Origin of the sequence: Lysinibacillus sp. VIII_CA (assembly GCF_049943995.1) — a bacterium.
Lineage (GTDB): Bacteria > Bacillota > Bacilli > Bacillales_A > Planococcaceae > Lysinibacillus > Lysinibacillus pinottii.
This window is the reverse complement of the sequence record NZ_JBNFXM010000001.1, coordinates 193059-213542: the sequence shown is the minus strand read 5'-3', so window position 1 is coordinate 213542 and position 20484 is coordinate 193059. Positions and strand designations below refer to the sequence as shown.

At 38.1% G+C, this 20484-nt stretch carries 17 protein-coding genes; all 17 read left to right on the top strand.

The features are described from left to right. Positions 1 to 48: 48 nt before the first annotated feature. The 17 genes from ACP3VS_RS01095 to ACP3VS_RS01015 all read left to right on the top strand — a co-directional run bounded on the left by ACP3VS_RS01095 (position 49) and on the right by ACP3VS_RS01015 (position 20266). Complete coding sequence (locus ACP3VS_RS01095) at positions 49 to 1272, top strand: M16 family metallopeptidase (protein ID WP_426388303.1); 1224 nt, start codon at positions 49 to 51, stop codon at positions 1270 to 1272. A gap of 1132 nt (positions 1273 to 2404) precedes the next feature. After that, positions 2405 to 2668 carry a hypothetical protein gene (locus ACP3VS_RS01090; protein ID WP_012293313.1) on the top strand — a complete coding sequence of 88 codons (264 nt, stop codon included), beginning with the start codon at positions 2405 to 2407 and terminating at the stop codon, positions 2666 to 2668. A gap of 9 nt (positions 2669 to 2677) precedes the next feature. Then, positions 2678 to 3457, top strand: a complete 780-nt coding sequence (locus ACP3VS_RS01085; RefSeq protein ID WP_012293314.1) for an NAD(P)-dependent oxidoreductase — start codon at positions 2678 to 2680, stop codon at positions 3455 to 3457. Then, positions 3451 to 4041, top strand: coding sequence for a dipicolinate synthase subunit B (locus tag ACP3VS_RS01080; RefSeq protein ID WP_012293315.1), 591 nt, complete (start codon positions 3451 to 3453; stop codon positions 4039 to 4041). The genes ACP3VS_RS01085 and ACP3VS_RS01080 overlap by 7 nt, the downstream gene beginning before the upstream one ends. Positions 4042 to 4123: 82 nt before the next feature. Continuing rightward, a complete protein-coding gene (locus ACP3VS_RS01075; RefSeq protein WP_012293316.1) occupies positions 4124 to 5161 on the top strand; it encodes an aspartate-semialdehyde dehydrogenase in 1038 nt (345 codons plus the stop codon). A gap of 13 nt (positions 5162 to 5174) precedes the next feature. Next, entirely contained in the window at positions 5175 to 6074 is a 900-nt protein-coding gene (dapA, locus tag ACP3VS_RS01070; protein WP_012293317.1) for a 4-hydroxy-tetrahydrodipicolinate synthase, read from the top strand. 259 nt (positions 6075 to 6333) lie between these two features. Then, positions 6334 to 8001, top strand: a complete 1668-nt coding sequence (locus ACP3VS_RS01065) for a ribonuclease J (protein ID WP_012293318.1) — start codon at positions 6334 to 6336, stop codon at positions 7999 to 8001. A gap of 153 nt (positions 8002 to 8154) precedes the next feature. Next, the gene (locus ACP3VS_RS01060) at positions 8155 to 10446 is read left to right on the top strand and encodes an FtsK/SpoIIIE family DNA translocase (protein ID WP_031419009.1); all 2292 of its coding nucleotides are present in this window, start codon (positions 8155 to 8157) and stop codon (positions 10444 to 10446) included. A gap of 186 nt (positions 10447 to 10632) precedes the next feature. Continuing rightward, positions 10633 to 11361, top strand: coding sequence for a GntR family transcriptional regulator (locus tag ACP3VS_RS01055; protein ID WP_008178950.1), 729 nt, complete (start codon positions 10633 to 10635; stop codon positions 11359 to 11361). A 54-nt stretch (positions 11362 to 11415) separates the two neighbouring features. Beyond that, a complete protein-coding gene (locus tag ACP3VS_RS01050) occupies positions 11416 to 12498 on the top strand; it encodes a BMP family lipoprotein (protein WP_012293320.1) in 1083 nt (360 codons plus the stop codon). A gap of 441 nt (positions 12499 to 12939) precedes the next feature. Beyond that, the gene (locus tag ACP3VS_RS01045) at positions 12940 to 14487 is read left to right on the top strand and encodes an ABC transporter ATP-binding protein (protein WP_031419011.1); all 1548 of its coding nucleotides are present in this window, start codon (positions 12940 to 12942) and stop codon (positions 14485 to 14487) included. Further along, positions 14487 to 15533, top strand: coding sequence for an ABC transporter permease (locus ACP3VS_RS01040; protein WP_012293322.1), 1047 nt, complete (start codon positions 14487 to 14489; stop codon positions 15531 to 15533). The genes ACP3VS_RS01045 and ACP3VS_RS01040 overlap by 1 nt, the downstream gene beginning before the upstream one ends. A 1-nt stretch (position 15534) precedes the next feature. Beyond that, positions 15535 to 16494 (top strand): ABC transporter permease, encoded by a 960-nt coding sequence (locus tag ACP3VS_RS01035; RefSeq protein WP_012293323.1) that lies wholly within the window; start codon positions 15535 to 15537, stop codon positions 16492 to 16494. Positions 16495 to 16669: 175 nt separating this feature from the next. Further along, on the top strand, positions 16670 to 17941 hold the full coding sequence (gene yfmF, locus ACP3VS_RS01030) for an EF-P 5-aminopentanol modification-associated protein YfmF (protein ID WP_012293324.1): 1272 nt from the start codon (positions 16670 to 16672) through the stop codon (positions 17939 to 17941). Continuing rightward, the gene (yfmH, locus tag ACP3VS_RS01025) at positions 17938 to 19236 is read left to right on the top strand and encodes an EF-P 5-aminopentanol modification-associated protein YfmH (RefSeq protein WP_012293325.1); all 1299 of its coding nucleotides are present in this window, start codon (positions 17938 to 17940) and stop codon (positions 19234 to 19236) included. The genes yfmF and yfmH overlap by 4 nt, the downstream gene beginning before the upstream one ends. Continuing rightward, entirely contained in the window at positions 19236 to 19964 is a 729-nt protein-coding gene (gene ymfI, locus ACP3VS_RS01020; protein ID WP_012293326.1) for an elongation factor P 5-aminopentanone reductase, read from the top strand. Before yfmH ends, ymfI begins: the two co-directional genes overlap by 1 nt. Before the next feature lie 44 nt (positions 19965 to 20008). Next, entirely contained in the window at positions 20009 to 20266 is a 258-nt protein-coding gene (locus ACP3VS_RS01015; protein ID WP_008178933.1) for a DUF3243 domain-containing protein, read from the top strand. Positions 20267 to 20484 lie beyond the last annotated feature (218 nt).

Below are 20484 nucleotides of genomic sequence, written 5' to 3'. Positions count from 1 at the left end.
TTAAATAGTTTATTCATAATAAAGAAATATACAGTTGGGGGAGATTTTTTGGTTCAAGTACATACATGTCAGAACGGTGTTCGTATTGTGTCAGAGCAAATTAACCATGTAAGATCAGTCGCTTTGGGTATTTTTGTTAATGCGGGTTCACGCTATGAGCTACCTGAAGAGAACGGTATTACACATTTTATAGAGCATATGTTGTTTAAAGGAACAGCAACTCGTTCGGCTCGTCAAATTGCGGAAGAATTTGATCGGATAGGAGGAGAATTAAATGCCTTTACATCTAAAGAAAATACATGTTATTATGCAAAAGTTTTAGATCATCATGCAGAGCTAGCAGTCTCCATTTTGGCTGATATGTTTTTTAATTCTACATTTGCAGAAGAAGAATTAGAAAAAGAACGGCAAGTGGTATTAGAGGAAATTTTAATGAGTGAAGATGCTCCAGACGATGATGTACATGAAAAGCTATGGAGTGTCATGTATCCAAATGATGCACTGGGCCGTCCGATATTGGGCAGTGCAGCTACTTTAAAGACATTTACTGCAGAGGCGATTCGACATTACATGGCTAAGCATTATGGTCCTGAGTCTGTAGTTATTTCCATTGCGGGCAATATTTCACCACAACTAATGGCAACGATTGAACGATTATTTGGACAATATCAGCCTTCTTCTGTTGCGATTGCACCTGTGCTGACAAATCCCTCATTTCATCCTGGAGAAATCTCAAAAATTCGAGATACTGAGCAAGCACATCTAGCTATTTCCTACCCAGCTATTGGTGTAAAGGACCCTGATATGTATAGCTTTATTGCGTTAAATAATATTATTGGTGGCAATATGAGCTCACGATTGTTTCAAGAAGTACGGGAGGAAAGAGGACTAGCATATTCCATTTTCTCATACCAGTCCTGTTATGCAGATGTTGGGGCGTTCACCATATACGGCAGTACTAGCCGTCAACAATTAGCGCAGCTACAACATACTATTGATGCTACTTTACTCGATATTGTTGCGGATGGCGTCACAGAAGAAGAGCTTGATAATGCAAAAGAGCAGCTGAAGGGTAGCTTTGTTCTTGGATTAGAGGGAACTGGCGCACGTATGAATCGTAATGGTACAAGTGAGCTCGTTCATCGTAAACATCGTACAGTAGACGAGGTATTAGCTTCTATAGATGCTGTATCTATGGCCTCAGTGGATCGATTGATTGCTAAAATTTTGAAGGCAGAGCCAGCTATTTCAATTATTGGACCAAGTGAATAAAATTACCTCATCGTAAAGCCTTAAGAGAGGTGTCTCAAATGATTATGGAGACACCTCTTTTTTTATAGTATCAATTAGGCATGTAATCAATATTGTAAATCATTACCATTCACGAGGAAATATAAAATGTGGAAAATTAGCTATATGTTGGAGCACCTGCATTATCACCTGCACGGGTAGGATATGCTGAACAAGAAGAGAAAGGTACAGACCAAGAAATTAAAAAAGATGTAACAAAACATCAAGAAACTACATATGCTTCGACTGTCAAGACAGTATCCGAGCGCAAATGGGGACACCGGATAAAGGTCATGACTGAACAGCAAATCGTTCAAAGTAATAATCTGTATTCCATGATTTAATCCCTTTTTCATTGTCGAGCCGAGTCGCAATAAGCGTTTCAGGGCATGTAATTCGTCCAAAACCACGCCAATGTCTTTTTTTATCGATTGTTCATGCTCGACAAGATTTTTGTTAAAAATTAATAAATCGCCATATTCCTTTTTTAACAACGAAGCACATTACCGTTCCTGGAGGTACTGAAAACTTACACCTTTTAGTGAAAATCCTTCAAATCCTTTTGTAACTCATGGATTGCTAGGGCATACATTCTTACTGATCCCCCTCTAACATGAAAGTGAATAAATTTTGTAATTCTTCATTTGATAAATCAACTGTTTTCGCTAATCTTACGGCCTTCTGTACATGTTCCTCTACCTGTCTCAAAAGCTCCTCACGTAGGAAATCCTGGTTACGTTCTGTAACAAGCTACCTTTCCCAGCGACTGTTTCAGTAAAGCCGCCGTCCTGTTCTAGATCGGCATAGCCATGTTTGTAGTCATTACACATATTTTTAAATCCTTAGCTAAAGCGCGAATGGATGGTAGGGAATCACCTGCTTAGAATTTATTGGCTAGAATGGCTTCTTTGAGCTGGATAGTGATTTGCTCATAAATGGGCTTATCACTGGCATTGCTTAACTGGATATGCAAACTCCTCACCTCACATATCTGTGTATATACACTACATACAGAAGGGAGTGTGAATGCAATATATTCCTACTTTTGGTAGGGGGCACGATTTACAAAAACTCGGCATATATTGAGGTAACGGCTCAAGGAGGGAGATGAGGAATGCTACTATCTGAGATGGTGGATAAAGAGTTAATTCAAATTGAGGGCGGTGTACATTTTGGCATCCTGGCTCATACAGAATGCCTATTAGATGTGCAAACAGGAAAAATACATGGTTTTGAAATTGTCAAAGATAAATTACCTTTCCAAAAAAAGAAAATGAAAGTTAGTGAAATGATCCCTTGGAACGAAATTATATTAATTGGTGAAGATCGAATTTTATTTAACAAGACATCTACAGTACAGTCAGAATATTTACAGTGAGGTGAGCTTTTGGAAAACGAAAAATGGCTCGTTATCGGTGAGGACTCCAGATTAAAGGAACTAGCAACAATGTTAAGAAGTCCATCGAGAACAGTGTTTTATAAAAGAACGACAGTTTGGAACGAGGAGTTAAATAAGCTTGTTTTAGAATTTCAACCAAATAAAATTATTCTACCTATCCTTCCTTTAAAAATAGAAGTGGAACAGCTATATGGTATATCACAGGTTAAATTCTATACAGGTCGTTTAACTATGCATTGGAAGCATCTGCTAGAAAAAAATGAATCCCTTTGCTACTTGCAACAAGAATCGTTTATTTGGCAAAATGCTAGATTAACAGCAGAGGGGTTTATCGCCACGTTTTACGGACTCGAGCAAAAATGTATTTACGGACAAAACTTTACAATCGCAGGTTTCGGACGTATCGCCAAAATGCTCGCTTCTTTACTTGTTAAGATGGGAGCTAATGTTCATATTGTTGCACGTTCGGTTGTACAAGTGAGTGAAGCTAAAGCATATGGCTATAAAGCTACGGACTTAGATGATCGTTTATGGTCAATTAATGAAGGTACATTTATTAATACCATTCCAGCTAAATGGATTACAGAATCGTTTAAAGATCATGTTCCAGCAGTTTTATATGATTTAGCCTCAGAGCCAGGCTGCTTAGATATAGATGCTGAGCAACTTCAAACATATGTGCTGTTGCCATCATTGCCTGGGAAATACTTTGCACATAATGCTGCTGAAATTCTGTGCAAGGCCATAGAGGAGGAAGAAAATTGTTAACGGGGAAACGAATTGGCCTAGGTATTACAGCTTCCCATTGTACGTATGAAGATGTCATACCTAAAATTCAAAATTTTATGGATGTAGGTGCTACAGTTATACCAATCATTACCCATTCCGTTTTACATGCAGCAACTCGCTTTGGTACAGGGGAGGAATGGATTGCAAAAATAGAAGCTTTAACTGGAGAAAAAGTTATTTCTTCAATAAAAGAAGCAGAGCCATTTGGCCCATCCAATCCACTGGATGCTATGGTGATTGCTCCAATGACAGGTAATAGTATTAGTAAGTTTGCAAATGCGGCAACAGATAGCCCTGTACTTATGGCAGCAAAGGCAACTTTACGTAATGGATCACCTGTAGTTTTAGGAATTTCAACGAATGATGCACTCGGCTTAAATGGTATCAATATAATGAAGTTGTTAAATGCCAAAAATATTTATTTTATCCCATTTGGTCAGGACTCTCCTCATTCCAAACCCAATTCCCTTATTGCTGATTTTGACCGAATGGTAGATACTGTTCATGCAGCAATTACTCAGAAAAAGCAATTACAACCGCTGTTGATACAATATTTCAAATAAATCATAGATTACACACAATTTTCAGTATTTTTGTGATACAATAGCACACATTATGGAACATGTATTCAAGGAGAGATGACAGATGACAAAGCAGTTAACAGTTGCGGTTGTTGGAGCAACAGGAGCAGTAGGTTCAAAAATGATGGAGCAATTAATCAAACGTAAATTTCCAATAGGGAACATTAAATTTCTAGCTTCTGCACGTTCAGCAGGGAAATCAATCGAGTTTAATGGTCAAACATATACAATTGAAGAAGCGACACCTGAAGCTTTTGAAGGCGTCAATGTCGCTTTATTCTCAGCTGGTGGTTCTGTATCAGCTGTGCTTGCACCCGAAGCAGCAAAGCGAGGTGCAGTAGTTATTGATAATACGAGCCATTTCCGAATGGATCCAGAGGTACCACTTGTTGTACCTGAAGTGAATCGAGGCGACCTGGCGAAGCATAAAGGGATTATTGCAAACCCAAACTGCTCGACAATTCAAATGGTAGCTGCGCTTGAGCCAATTCGTAAAGCATTTGGATTAACAAAAGTGCTGGTTTCAACGTATCAGGCGGTTTCAGGTGCAGGTATTTCTGCTATTCAAGAGTTAAAAACACAAAGCGCAAACTGGGAAGCAGGTAGGGATGTAGAAGCAAATATTTTACCATCTGGTAGTGATAAGCGCCATTACCCAATCGCTCGTAATGTCATTCCACAAATTGATAAATTCACAGATAATGGATTTACATACGAAGAAATGAAAATGATTAATGAGACGAAAAAAATTATGCATGCACCAGAGCTAAAAGTTGCTGCTACTTGCGTTCGTGTGCCGGTCGTTTCAGGTCACTCAGAGTCTGTTTATATTGAGGTAGAGAAAGAAACATCAATCCAAGAGATTTTTGACGTATTACGCAATGCACCAGGTGTAGTATTACAAGATGATATTGCAACACAAACTTACCCAATGCCTATTTATGCAGAAGGGGAGGACGCTACTTTTGTAGGACGTATCCGTCAAGATTTAGACAACAAAAAAGGATTCCATCTATGGATCGTTTCTGACAATCTATTAAAAGGCGCTGCATTAAACTCTATCCAAATTGCAGAAGCAATGCTTGAGGATAACTTACTATAAGAGGGGTGTAAGGATGAATTTAGGTCGAATTGGAACGGCTATGATTACGCCGTTCAAAGATGATGGCACGATAAATTATCCAGAATTAGAACGTATTATTAATCATTTGATTGACAATGGTACAGATTGTATAGTTGCTTGTGGTACGACTTCTGAAAATCCAACTATGTCCACCGAAGAAAAAATAGAGGTTGTTCGTTTTACCGTAGAAAAGGTAGCTGGTCGCGTGCCAGTTATTGCAGGTACAGGGGACAATGAAACAGCATACTCTATAGCAATGACTCATAAAGCAGAAGAAAATGGAGCAGACGGCATAATGCTTGTAGCTCCTTACTACAATAAGCCAAATCAACGTGGAATCTTTGCTCACTTTGAAACGATTGCTAAACAAACGAGTCTACCAGTCATGCTCTATAATGTCCCTGGGCGTACTGGTGTGAATGTGGCCTATGAAACTTCTGTTGCACTAAGTAAGATTCCTAACATCGCTTGGATTAAAGAAGCAAGCGGCAATTTAGATCAGATGGGCGATGTTATCGAAAATGTTGATCCAGATGATGATTTCTTAGTATACAGTGGAGATGATGGCCTAACATTGCCACTAATGGCGATAGGTGGGGCAGGCGTTATTTCCGTTGCTGCTCATGTAGTAGGCAATGACATGCAATTAATGATTAAAGCGTTTGAAGAAGGAAATCATAAGCTAGCAGCCAAAATTCACCGAGCATTATTACCTCTTGTACGTGCGCTGTTCGCTCAACCAAACCCTTCACCTATTAAATATGCGATGACAAAACTAGGCTTTGATACACTCAATGTTCGTTTGCCAATGATGGAAATGACAGATGAAGAGAAGGAAAATTTTGATAAAATTTGGGATACGTATCAAGAAAAAGCGAGAAGTTTTAGATAAATATAGACGAGGCTGATTATTCAAATCAGCCTCGTTTTTTAGTTGAGAAATTCATAACATTGCATCCTCAAAAATACTTTAATAACTCTATTTCTATAGAAATCCAATATCTGTATTTCCATCTACTAGTAATAAGAAAAAGATAAGAAAATATATTTCTGATGTGAAACATGTATTTTTAATTTGTGCAAAAGCTTAGCAAACCGTATAATAAATGTTAAGTGGTTGCTGTTCGGGATATTTTTTAGGAGGAAATAAATTGACAAAAAAGAAAAATGAATTGATTCGAATCATCCCTCTTGGGGGTGTGGGCGAAATTGGAAAAGCAATGTACGTAGTAGAAATTGATGAAGAGCTATTTGTAGTAGATAGCGGCTTAATGTTCCCAGAGGACGAGATGCTAGGCATAGATATCGTAATCCCTGATATTACGTACTTAGAAGAAAACAAAGAGCGTGTGAAAGGTATATTCTTAACACACGGTCATGAAGATGCAATTGGCTCTATTGCCTATGTATTGCAAAAAATAAAAGCACCAGTGTACGGTTCAAAATTAACAATTGCTCTAGCAAAGGAACATTTGAAAGAATTACCTGCACCACATCAGGTAAAGTTTTTTGAAGTAACAAATCGTAGTCGTATGAATTTTAACTCAACGTATGTAACATTCTTCCACACAACACATAGTATTCCCGATTCGTTAGGGGTGGTGTTCCATACATCTGAAGGCGCGATTGTTCATACAGGAGAGTTCAAATTCGATCAATCGGCGACAGGTAAATTTAAACCTGATTTAGCGAAAATGGCCCAGTTAGGGGAAGACGGCGTCTTTATTCTATTATCTGAGTCTTGTGAAGCTGAACGACCAGGTTATACGACATCGGAAATTGTCATTGAAGAACAATTATCAAAAACATTCCACTCAGCACCGGGACGTATTTTAGTAGCTGTTTATGCATCGAATTTTATTAGAATTCAACAAGTATTTGCCCAAGCTCAAAAATCATTCCGTAAAGTAGTGATTGTCGGGAAACCATTAGAAAAGGCTGTAGATTTAGGTGTACAGCTTGGCTATTTAACAGTAGAAGAAGATACGATTATTCCAATTTCAGAAATGCAAAAATATCAAGACGATGAAATTATCATTATTACAACAGGTAATAAAGGGGAGCCTTTAGACGCTCTAGAAAAAATCGTACGTAAGCATCATCGTGATATTAAAATTAAGCAAGGTGATACAGTTTTAATTACATTTACACCTTCACCAGGTATGGAAGTGCAAATGGCTAATACGATGAACTCCATTTCTAAAGCTGGTGCTGAAATTCTAACTTCTAGCAAAAATGTGCACGTATCAGGTCATGGTAGTCAAGAAGATTTAAAGCTTATGTTAAATTTAATGCAGCCAAAATATTTTATTCCTGTTCAAGGGGAATACCGTATGCTGATTGCTCACTCTAAATTAGCTCAACAGCTAGGCATGCAAAAATCACAAATCTTTATCGCTGATAAAGGGGATATTGTCGAATATAAAAATAATAAAATGCGCATGAGTGGACGTGTACAAGCTGGTAATGTCTTAATCGATGGGATCGGTGTTGGCGATGTGGGGAATATTGTTCTTCGTGATCGTAAATTATTATCACAGGATGGTATTTTCATTGTGGTCGTTACATTAAATCGTGCCCAAAAGAAAATTGCATCTGGTCCCGAAATTTTATCACGCGGCTTTGTATATGTTCGTGAATCAGAAGAGTTAATGGTCGAGGCATCGGACATCGCAAGGACTGTCATTGAAAAATATGTCGGGAAAGATACATTTGAATGGACGAATATTAAGCAAGAAATTCGTGATACTTTAAATACGTACCTATTCCAGAAAACAAAGCGTCGTCCAATGATTATCCCAATCATTATGGAATATTAATACAAATGACTCATCGTCAAGGCTTTGAGGAAAAGTAAATGGAAAAGGATTTTCTCCCAATTGCGGTGGAAAATCCTTTTTTTGGAATGTTAGAGTTCTACATGGTATGATTCGCTACATATATAAAATGGATTGCAGAAGAAGGTGATAGAAATGGCAGTTAGTAAAAGAAAAAAGGTTACTAAAAGCAAAGCAACAACAGAAAAAAAAGAAATGTCTCCCCTTATGTATGAAATTCTAGGACTGCTCTTAATTGCGCTGGCAGTCATCATGATTTTTGAATACGGTATGATAGGACGTACGCTACAAACATTCGCAATGTTTCTTTTAGGTAATTTACATTTTGCGGTTCCATTTATGCTAATATTCGTGGCGTTATTAATGATGATTGGTCGTAAAAAGGTCGGTATGAAAGACCGCTTAATTTTGGGTATGCTCCTTATTATTATGAGCTTAACCATTTTTAGTCATGGCATTTTATTTGAGCAATTATCAAAATCAGGTGGCTTATTATCAGATTCGGTTCTACGTGAATCATGGCGAATTTTAATCAATACCGAGGGAATTATTCATCGCAGTAATGCACTTGGTGGTGGAATGATTGGTGCCCTATTATTTAGTGGTCTTCATGTACTGTTTGAAGCATCAGGGGCGAGGGTTGTTGCTTGGGTTATTTTCTTTATCGGATTGATTTTGGTGACTGGGAAAGCATTGGTGCCATATTTGGCAGAGAAAATGCCAGATTTATTTGGTAAATGGAAAAAGAAACATCGAGATAAGAAAAAAAATGCACCTAAAAAGCCAAGCAATCGTCGTTCTAGAGCTGAAAGTGTGGACGAGGTTGCAGCGGTCAATCAAACTACTGATATGCCTGAGCAAGAAGAAGAAATACATCATGAGCCAATTATCTCTGCATTTACACAAAATGTGTCTCAGGAAAGAGCCATATTTGATCAGGCAGATTTAGTGGAACATGAACAGGATGAAGCAATAGATGAGGTCCATATGCAAGGGACAGATACTGTAGAAAATGCAGACTACCAGCTTCCATCTTATAATCTATTACAATTACCACCCCAACATGACCAAAGTGGAGAATATTCCGTTATCCAGGCGAATGCCAAAAAGCTCGAACAAACATTGCAAAGCTTTGGCGTAAAGGCAAAGGTGACACAAGTTCATTTGGGGCCGGCTGTTACAAAATATGAAATTTTGCCTGATATTGGTGTCAAGGTAAGTAAAATTGTTAATTTGCAAGATGATCTAGCTTTAGCACTGGCTGCTAAGGATATCCGTATGGAGGCACCAATCCCTGGAAAATCGGCGATTGGTATTGAAGTGCCAAATAGTGAGGTTGCCATTGTCACTTTACGAGAAGTATTAGAATCGAAGGATGGCGCTAAGCCGGAAGCATTGTTGCAAGTAGCGTTTGGACGAGATATTACGGGACAAGCTGTTCTTGCAGAGCTCAATAAAATGCCGCATTTACTGGTAGCGGGTTCAACAGGTAGTGGGAAAAGTGTCTGTATAAATGGCATCGTAGTGTCCATACTAATGCGTACAAAACCTCATGAGGTAAAGCTGATGATGATTGACCCGAAAATGGTGGAATTAAACGTTTATAATGGTATTCCCCATTTATTGGCGCCTGTTGTGACAGATGCACGAAAAGCTTCTCAAGCCTTGAAAAAAGTGGTTTCTGAAATGGAACGTCGATATGACCTGTTTTCACATACAGGAACACGAAATATTGAGGGCTATAATAATCATGTTCAAAAGGTCAATGAACAAACAGATGAAAAGCATCCAAAGCTACCTTACATTGTAGTCATTGTAGATGAGTTAGCAGATTTAATGATGGTCGCATCTAGTGATGTGGAGGATTCAATTACCCGTTTAGCCCAAATGGCACGTGCAGCTGGAATCCATTTGATTATTGCAACGCAAAGACCTAGTGTAGATGTTCTAACAGGTGTCATTAAAGCTAATATTCCATCCAGAATTGCATTTGCGGTTTCTTCAGCCATTGATTCGAGAACGATTTTAGATATGGGCGGAGCAGAACGATTACTTGGTCGCGGAGATATGTTATTTTTACCAGCCGGTGCATCGAAACCAAAAAGGGTACAGGGGGCCTTTTTATCGGATCAAGAGGTGGAGGGTGTTGTGAATTTTGTTATAGAACAGCAAAAGGCGCAGTATCAAGAGGAGATGATTCCTACTGAAGAAGAAACAATTTTAGAGGAAACCGATGAATTATATGACGAAGCAGTGCAATTAGTTGTCAGTATGCAAACAGCATCTGTGTCAATGCTTCAGCGTCGCTTTCGTATAGGTTATTCAAGGGCTGCACGTATTGTTGATCAGATGGAACAACGCGGTATTGTAGGGCCTCCTGAGGGCAGTAAACCTCGTCAAGTACTTATTCATCAATACGACAATTAAACAGTAAATGGATGGTCCTTCCTGTATTTTTGTCCATTATTTGCAACGATTTTGAAGAAAGAATGAATTCTATAACAGATTTTATTTAAAACTGTTTATTTCATTCTGCAAAAATGTTATATTTATGAACGATTAGTAGGAATGTTGTACATCAGATGTCTGATCTCTGATTTGGTGGTGATATATGTGACTATTAAAGCAGATCATCGTCATCTCTATCTTCAAGTTATCGATCGTTTAAAATCTGACATTGAGGCTGGCATTTTTAAAGAAAATGAAAAGCTGCCTTCAGAATTTGAATTATCGAAATCACTCGGAGTCAGTCGAGCAACACTTAGAGAAGCACTTCGACTGTTGGAAGAGGAAAATGTGATTGTGCGCCGACATGGGGTTGGGACTTTTGTTAACCCTAAGCCGTTGTTTACATCAGGCATCGAGCATTTATCGAGCATTTCTTCTATGATCGAGGCAGCGGGTATGGAGCCTGGTTCGCGTTTTTTAAAAGCGGCTGAGCACATTCCTTCTGAGGAAGATTTAAAACGCTTCCAATGTGATGGCGACGATAAAATACTCACAATTGAACGTGTCAGAACAGCGGATGGTGAGCCAGTAGTTTACTGTATAGACAAGCTACCCGCAAGCTTCCTGCCTACTGACTTTGTCGAAAAAAAAGAAGTTTCACTGTTCTCTGCTCTTGAGCAATCTGGAAAAATTCATGTTGCCTATGCGGTTACGTATATTGATCCAGTTGGGTATCATGAACAAGCTTCACCGATTTTGAATTGTGGACGTGAAACAGCTCTTTTAGTGTTAAAGCAGTTGCATTACGATGACCATGATCAAGTAGTGCTCTATTCAAAAAATTATTTCCGAGCTGATAAATTCAGCTTCCATGTAGTTCGTAAACGGGTGTAGAACATTTCTAAATTTTTTTCCTGCTAATTACAATACCTTTGGGGGGTTAATTAAATGAAAAAACGTAAATTTGGTTTAGTATTAACATCAGTATTAGCGGCAAGCGCAATTTTAGGTGCTTGTGGTACAAAAGACGAAAAACCTGCAAAAGAAAATGATAATGCTTCAGGTGGAGAAACATCAGAAGAATCATTTTCAGTAGCAATGGTTACTGACGTAGGTGGCGTTGATGACAAATCATTCAACCAATCTGCATGGGAAGGTGTTCAAGCTTACGGAAAAGAACACGGTCTTAAAAAAGGTGATGGTGGCTTTGACTACCTACAATCAGCTTCAGATGCTGACTATGAAACAAACTTAAACAACTTAGTACGTCGTGACTTTAACTTAGTTTATGGTATCGGTTTCATGATGGCTGATGCAATCGATGCAGTAGCAGCTGAAAATCCAGACAATCACTTTGCATTGATTGATGCTGAAGTTAAAGCAGACAACGTAGTAAACGTACTGTTCAAAGAGCAAGAAGGTGCATTCTTAGCTGGTGTTGCTGCAGCAAAAATGTCTAAATCAGGTAAAATCGGCTTCGTAGGTGGCGTAGATATTCCAGTTATTAACCGCTTCCACGCTGGTTTTGTTGAAGGCGCTAAAGCAGTAAATCCAGATATCGATATCCAAGTAAAATATACGGGTGCATTTGATAAAGCAGATCTAGGAAAAATCACTGCTAACAGCATGTACTCTTCAGGTGTAGATGTAATCTTCCACGCTGCTGGGGCAACTGGTAATGGTGTATTCTCAGAAGCAAAAGAACGTAAAGCAAAAGATCCAAATGCGGATGTATGGGTAATCGGTGTAGATGCTGACCAATACGAAGAAGGTAAAGTAGACGATAAAACAAATGTAACTTTAACTTCAATGTTAAAAGGCGTTAACACAGCAGTAGTAGATATTTCAAACAGAGCGAAAAACGGTGACTTCCCTGGTGGAGAAACACTTGTTTATGGTTTAGCTGAAGATGGGGTTAAACTTGCAGATTCTCGCGGTGCAATTCCAGAAGATGTACAAAAAGTAATCGATGAATATAAAGAAAAAATTGCTAAGGGTGAAATCAAAGTTCCAGAAAAAGTGGAAAAATAATTCATCTTTTGATCATCATAAGGGACTTTTAAGAAGGACCTTATGATGATTTTTCAATCTATCGTTATATTTAGATTATTCGCAATTCTCTATTTAACTAGATTTATATGAACCTTTTAGAGGTAGTATTAATGATTTTCATAATGATGGTAACAAGTTAATAGAAGAAAGGTTTCTAACGATGACCTTTCCTGTATTAATTTAGCAAAACACCTACCTCTATAGGTGGGATTAATCAGTAAATAAAAGATAGCCTTTGGTAACGAAAGCGGTCTAAAGAATTAGTGAACTGTAGCAAAAAAGCTCTAACGGTCATCTAGTTTATATACATTTCGAATACTGGATGTATTGCTAATCTGTGCCATCAGTCATAGTAGAGGCAGATACTAAACGCTAAGGCGGAATTACTTTATAAAAGTGCCTATTAAGGGAGTGACAATATTGGAACATGTGATTGAAATGCTAGGAATCCGGAAAGAATTCGGTAATTTCGTGGCGAATAATAATATCACCCTCCAACTGAAACAAGGCGAAATCCATGCATTGCTTGGAGAGAATGGTGCAGGTAAATCGACTTTGATGAACGTCCTTTTTGGTTTGTATCAACCAGAGGGTGGCGAAATTCGCGTTCGTGGGAAAGCTGTGAAAATTACAAACCCAAATGTTGCCAATGATTTAGGGATTGGTATGGTGCATCAGCACTTTATGTTGGTAGAGAATTTTACAGTAACAGAAAATATTATTTTAGGCTCCGAGCCAACTAAAATGGGTATTGTCAATATAAAAGATGCAGCAAAAAAAGTACAAGCCCTTTCTGAGAAGTATGGCTTGGATGTTGATCCTAATGCTAAAATTGAAGACATCACTGTTGGTATGCAACAACGTGTTGAAATATTAAAAACATTATATCGTGGTGCTGAAATTTTAATCTTTGATGAACCAACAGCCTCTTTAACACCACAAGAGATTATGGAATTAATTCAAATTATGCGTCGTCTTATTGCGGAGGGAAAATCTATTATTTTGATTACCCACAAGCTAAAAGAAATTATGGAAGTGTCCGATCGTGTAACGATTATCCGTAAAGGTGAAGGAATTGGCACTGTTGTAACCGCTGACACAAATCCTGATCAGCTAGCTGAAATGATGGTTGGCCGACAAGTTGAATTTAAAACAGAAAAAACGGATGCGAATCCAACTGATGAAGTACTTGCGATCCATGACTTAGTTGTAACGGATTACCGTGATATTGATAAGGTAAAAGGTCTGAACTTAAAGGTTCGTAAAGGTGAAATTGTCGGTATAGCAGGTATTGATGGAAATGGTCAATCAGAATTAATCGAGGCGATTACAGGTCTTCGTAAAATTAAAAGTGGTACTGTCGAACTAAACGGTAAAAATATTACAAATTTGAAGCCGCGTAGCATTACAGAAGAAGGTGTTGGACATATTCCGCAAGACCGTCATAAGCATGGTCTAGTGTTAGATTTCCCAATTGGTCATAATATTGCGCTACAAACGTATTACCAATCTCCTATAGCAAAAGGCTTTGTCATGGACTATAAAAAAGTGTCAGAGAAAGCTAATCAAATTATTAAAGAATACGACGTGCGTACAGGGAATGGCGAAATGACACCTGCCCGTGCATTATCTGGTGGTAACCAACAAAAAGCTATTATTGGTCGTGAAATTGACCGTAATCCTGATTTATTAATTGCCGCTCTACCAACACGAGGTCTGGACGTAGGGGCAATTGAATTTATTCACTCGCGTCTAATTGAGCAACGCGATAAAGGAAAAGCCGTTCTGTTAATTTCCTTTGAATTAGATGAGGTTATGAATGTATCGGATCGCATTGCCGTTATTTATGATGGTCAAATTGTGGATGAATTAAATCCTAAAGAAACAACAGAACAAGAGCTTGGCTTATTAATGGCCGGCCAAAGTAAAAAAAATAATAAGCATGATGCGAAGGAGGGGAACGACTAATGTCAAATCGTGTCATTAATATACTCGTTCCTATCATCTCTATCATTATCGGTTTAATTGTAGGGGCTATCGTCATGGTAGTCAGTGGCTATGACCCAGTACAAGGTTATATCGCTCTTTGGACAGGTATATTTGGAGATTCATACTCAATAGGGAACACAATTCGTCAAATTACACCATATATATTGGCAGGTCTTGCAGTAGCGTTTGCCTTCCGTACAGGGCTGTTTAATATTGGTGTTGAAGGTCAGCTTATTTTAGGTTGGCTAGCTGCAGCTTGGGTTGGTTATGCATTTGAGCTACCTAAAGTCATTCATTTACCATTGGCATTACTTGCAGCAGCAGCAGCAGGTGCATTTTGGGCCTTTATTGCAGGTTTCTTAAAAGCGAAATTTAAAGTGCATGAAGTAATTGCGACAATTATGCTTAACTATACTGCGTTATATATTGCCAACGCGGTCATTAAAAAATTGTCAGATGGTAGCTTTAAAACAGAACGTATTCATGAATCAGCTTCATTACGTTCTCCGTTTTTAAGAGAGCTTACAGACAACTCAAGTCTTCACTATGGGATCATTGTTGCACTATTAATGGTTGTAGTTATGTGGTTCATTTTAGAAAAAACAACTCGTGGATATGAGCTGAAAGCTGTAGGGTTCAACAAAAACGCTGCAGATTATGCGGGTATGAGTGTTAACAAAAACATTATTTTAGCGATGACTATTTCAGGTATGTTTGCGGGTCTTGGGGGAGCGATGGAAGCTCTAGGTACGTTCCAAAACGCATCCATTAAACCTGGCTTCACAGGAATTGGGTTCGATGGTATCGCCGTAGCCTTACTTGGTGCAAATACACCACTTGGCGTAGTATTCGGGGCATCACTTTTTGGTTCATTAAAATATGGTGCATTAAATATGCCAAATGCTGCCGGTATTCCAGAAGAAATTGTATCGATTATCATCGCGTTAATTATCTTCTTCGTAGCATCAGGCTATATTATTCGAGTAGGCTTACAGAAGCTGAGCAAGAAAAAGGAGGGACAATAACATGAGCTTTTTAGAAATGTTATATTTCATCATCCCTTCAGCGATTCTTTATGCAACACCTTTGATTTTTACAGCCATCGGTGGGGTATTCTCTGAACGCTCTGGTGTTGTCAACATCGGGCTAGAGGGCTTAATGATTGTTGGTGCTTTTGTTGGTATATTTATTAATTTAGAATTTGCTTCATCATTAGGTGCGGCAACTGTTTGGGTAGCAATGCTAGCGGCTATTGTAATTGGTGCGATTTTCTCACTTTTCCATGCCGTTGCTTCTATTTCCTTCCGAGCTGATCAAACGGTATCAGGGGTAGCTATTAACTTACTAGGTTTAGCTGCTACTGTATTCTTAGTAAAAATGATTTATGATAAAGGTCAAACAGATATGATTGACCAACCGATTCGCCGTTTTGGAATTCCTTATTTAGAGGACATCCCATTCTTTGGTCGTTTATTGTTCCATGATGTTTACAGTACGTCTATTCTGGCGTTTGTGGTAGCATTTGGTGCTTGGTTTATTATTTATAAAACTCCATTTGGCTTACGCCTTCGCGCTGTAGGTGAGCACCCAATGGCAGCAGATACAATGGGGATTAACGTCAATAAAATGCGTTATATTGCTGTTATGATTTCTGGGGCTCTAGGTGGACTTGGTGGTGCTGTCTATGCACAAACAATTACACATGACTTCTCACATGCAACAATTGCTGGTCAAGGCTTCATGGCGATCGCTGCCATGATTTTCGGGAAATGGCATCCAATTGGTGCGCTAGGTGCAGCCCTATTCTTCGGTTTGGCACAAACATTAAGTATTGCGGGGAACCAAATTCCTTTCATCGAAAATGTTCCAGCCGTTTATTTACAAATCTTACCGTATGTGCTAACAATCCTTGCTTTAGCAGGCTTTATCGGTAAAGCGAATGCTCCTAAGGCAAGTGGACAACCATATATTAAAGGTAAGCGTTAAAATAAGTCATGATCAAAGACTGAGTGAAATATGCTCAGTCTTTTTTTCCATGTTGAATGCATATAATTTATAATTTTTCCCATACATACTTTGGATTCTTTTTGCAATTATAGACAGTAGACATGTATAGTATGTGTAGTACATCGTTATATTAAGAAGGATAGGAGGGTTTCATATGTTTAAAACTATACCTTTTGCCAAAGGTGTCAATTTGCATATCCGACAAACGACCCAATTTAAAACCGTAAATTTTTCAATTAAATGGAGAAGAGCATTAACGGCTAAAAGTGCATCGGAACGTACTGTATTAACCAATGTCCTGCAGCATAGTAATGCTAAATATAAAACAACCGCTGCTTTTCGAAGCTTTTTAGACGATCTATATGGCACTGTTTTATATTTTGATACGTCTAAAAGAGGGAATGAGCATACAGTCCTCATGAATGTGGAGACTGTAAATGATCACTATTTAGCAAATACAAGTGTGTTAAATGACGTACTTGGTTTACTGCATACGGCTATTTTTGAGCCTAATTTAGAAAATGGAGTCTTTAAGGAATCCATTGTGGAACGAGAAAAGAAGACAGTTATACAACGTATTGAATCTATTTTCGATGATAAATCTCGCTTTGCTCAATTCCGCTTACAGCAAATCCTAAGACCAAATGAACCAGCATCTATTTCGGCAAATGGTAGTGTCGAGGAAATTCAAAAAATTACACCTTCCTCCTTATTTGAGGCTTATCAATCCATGCTAGCTAACGATAAAATAGATATTTATGTTGCTGGGGATATTAATGAAGAGGAAATTGTAGCGAAATTAAAAAAAGCGCTACCATTTAATGATCGTACGCCTGAAGAAGTGCCAGCCGTTCTTCCGCAACAGCATCCTCAAAACGATTATGTTCGAGAACAGCATGAGATGAAGCAAGGGAAGCTTCACATTGGCTTTAGTACGCCTGTAAGATTTGGTAATCCAGACTTTGCTAAAATGCAGATTTTTAATGGTATTTTCGGTGGTTATCCACATGCAAAATTATTTATGAATGTTCGTGAAAAAGAGAGTCTGGCTTATTATGCTTCTAGCTCCTATGCTTCACATTATGGTCTTGTATTTGTAGTTTCTGGGATTGAGGCTAAAAATGAGGAAAAGGCGTTATCTTTAATTAAAGAACAGCTTATGACAATGCAGTCTGGTAACATAACAGATTTAGAACTAGAACAAACAAAAGCTATGCTCACGAATCAATTAAAAGAGTCCTTGGATTCTGCCCGTGGACAAATCGAAATTTTTGATCAATATAAAGATTTACCGGAGGAGTTCTCTGTAGAATCTTGGGCAAATAAGTGGAAAGCTGTGACGAAGGAAGATGTTGTGGACATGGCGAAGCAAGTGCAGCTTGAAGCGGTCTATTTCTTAAGTGGAAAGGAGCAAGCCGCACAATGAAAACAATTGAATTTAAGCAACTAGATGAAACCCTTTATTATGAAAAGCTTGAAAATGGTTTAGATGTATATATATTGCCGAAAAAAGGTTTTTCTAAAACATTTGTAACTTTTACAACGAAGTATGGTTCTATTGATCGCACGTTTATACCGATTGGTCAAACAGAAAGCATTACTGTGCCAGATGGAATCGCTCACTTCTTAGAGCATAAGATGTTTGAAAAAGAAGATGGAGATGTCTTCCAAAAGTTCAGTGAATATGGTGCTTCTGCTAACGCCTTTACATCGTTTACGCGTACGGCATACTTATTCTCTTCAACTGATAACATTTACAAAAGTACTGAAACGTTATTGAATTTTGTACAGGAGCCATACTTTACAGAAGCGACTGTCAACAAAGAAAAAGGAATTATAGGGCAAGAAATTACGATGTATGATGATCAACCAGATTGGCGTTTATATTTTGGTACGATTGAAAATATGTATCATCATCACCCCGTAAAAATTGATATTGCTGGGACAATTGAATCGATTGATGGCATTACGGCGGATCATTTATATACGTGCTACAATACGTTTTATCACCCATCTAATATGCTATTATTTGTGATTGGTGCGGTTGACCCAGAGGAAATGATGACTTTTATCCGTGAAAATCAGGGTAAAAAAGAGTTTTCTGAACCTGCATCCATTGAACGTTTCTTTGAGGAAGAACCAACTGAGGTAGCGATTAGCGAACGAACATTAAACATGGATGTACAAAAGCCTAAGGTTTATGTTGGATTGAAGGCAAAAGAAACCAATTTGTCAGGTCGAGAAATGTTAAAGCATGAGCTATCTGTTCAAATTGCGCTGGAACTTATTTTTGGACGTACATCTAATTTTTATGAACGTGTTTACGAAGAAGGTTTAATTGATGAAACATATGCGTTTGATTTTACATTAGAAAATGGTTTTGGATTTGCAATGATTGGTTCTGATTCTTCAGAGCCTGATAAATTAACATCGGCAATTAAAGAAGAATTGGCCAAATTTGAAGGGAATTCACAATTTGAAAGTGCTGATCTTGAACGTATTAAACGCAAAAAAATTGGTTTCTTCTTACGTGCTTTGAATTCTATAGAATTTATCGCTAACCAATTTACTCGTTATTCCTTTAATGACATGAATTTATTTGATGTTGTACCAGTTCTTGAGGAATTAACAATTGATGATTTGTACAAAGCGTTTGTCTCAGTTCAGGGTGAATCTCAACAAACCGTGTTTAAAATTTTACCAAGTAAGCAGGATGCCTAGTGAAAAAGTTTGCTCTTGTACTAGGTGCTTCAGGTGAAATTGGTCACGCTATTTGTCATAGCTTGGCTGAAGAAGGCTGGTCTATCTATTTACACTATTCAACTAATAAAAATGCTGCAGAAACTTTATGCGATACACTTACTAAAACTTTCCCTGCACAAGAATTTATGCTTGTACAGGGGGATTTTTCAATTGTAACAGGAGCAGAAATGGTAGCCGCACAGATTTTTAATGTGCAGGCTATTATTTTCGCAAATGGACAAGCGCATTATTCGCTGCTAGAGGATACAACAGTGGAAGATATGGACGCATTATGGAGAGTCCATGTTCAAAATCCGATGAGGCTGACAGCTTTACTATCTGAAAAGCTTCGTCAGCATGATGTCAGCTATGTATTATTTATCGGCTCTATATGGGGAGAAGCTGGATCTGCTGGGGAGGCGCTGTACGCAACTGTAAAAGGAGCACAACATGCATTTGTTAAATCCTATGCAAAGGAAGCAGCATTATCTCGTATCAGAGTAAATGCCATTGCTCCGGGCTTCATTAATACATCGATGAACAGTCATTTAAGCAAAGAGGAGCTTAATTATATTTTGGAGGATATTCCTCTAGGCTCAATTGGACAAACAATAGACGTGGCTGAGATGGTTCGTTTTTATTTGTCTGGGAAAGCCGATTACGTGACAGGACAAATCATTCGATTAAATGGTGGTTGGTACATATAATCTTCTTTTTTACACATACTACATGTGTAAAGGAGGAGAAACATATGACCATTTTAGAAAACTGGCAAAAATGGACATCGTTTTTAGGACAAAACGTTATGCAAGCTGAATCAAGTGGCATGCCTAAGAAAATGATTCAAGCAGCTGCTGTCCAAATTGGTGAATATTTAGCTTCAAATGTAGATCCTAAAAACGAGCAAGAGCGAGTGCTGTCGGATTTATGGGGCGTTGCCTCTGAAGATGAAAAGCATGCATTGGCGAATTGTGTCGTTAAGCTTGTCCAAAATAAGCATGTGCAATAAAAAAAGAGGAGAGCTTATCTCCTCTTTTTTCTATATAAAAAATTTATTTTTTTGTGAAAACGGGAACGTATGTAAGCCTTATTTCTATGCATTCAAAAAAAATAGTAAGTTTTTAAAAATAACGCCGCAATTCCATGTATTCTAACTTTCCATTACATAAAAAATCAGCTATGATGGAACTTATAAAGGATTTTTTACGTTAACTAATAGGAAGGGAA